This window comes from Morganella sp. Je.2.23, assembly GCF_051129855.1.
GTDB classification, from domain to species: Bacteria; Pseudomonadota; Gammaproteobacteria; order Enterobacterales; family Enterobacteriaceae; genus Morganella; species Morganella sibonii.
Map to the genome: position 1 here is coordinate 1 of NZ_JBCPSQ010000049.1, position 255 is coordinate 255.

The following is a 255-nucleotide window of genomic DNA, read 5'->3' on the forward strand; positions in this document are numbered from 1 at the left end:
TAAGCGTGCAGGTGGACTGACCAGGCAAATCCGGTCGGTTGTTAACACTGAGGCGTGACGACGAGCCACTACGGTGGTGAAGTGATTGATGCTCTGCTTCCGGGAAAAGCCTCTAAGCTCCAGGTTACCATTAATCGTACCCCAAACCGACACAGGTGGTCAGGTAGAGAATACTCAGGCGCTTGAGAGAACTCGGGTGAAGGAACTAGGCAAAATGGTGCCGTAACTTCGGGAGAAGGCACGCTGGCATTAGGT

1 rRNA gene is annotated in these 255 nt (G+C 53.3%); it reads left to right on the plus strand.

Annotated elements, in window-relative coordinates:
• Window positions 1-255 (plus strand): 23S ribosomal RNA (locus AAZR23_RS20800); the annotation flags it as partial.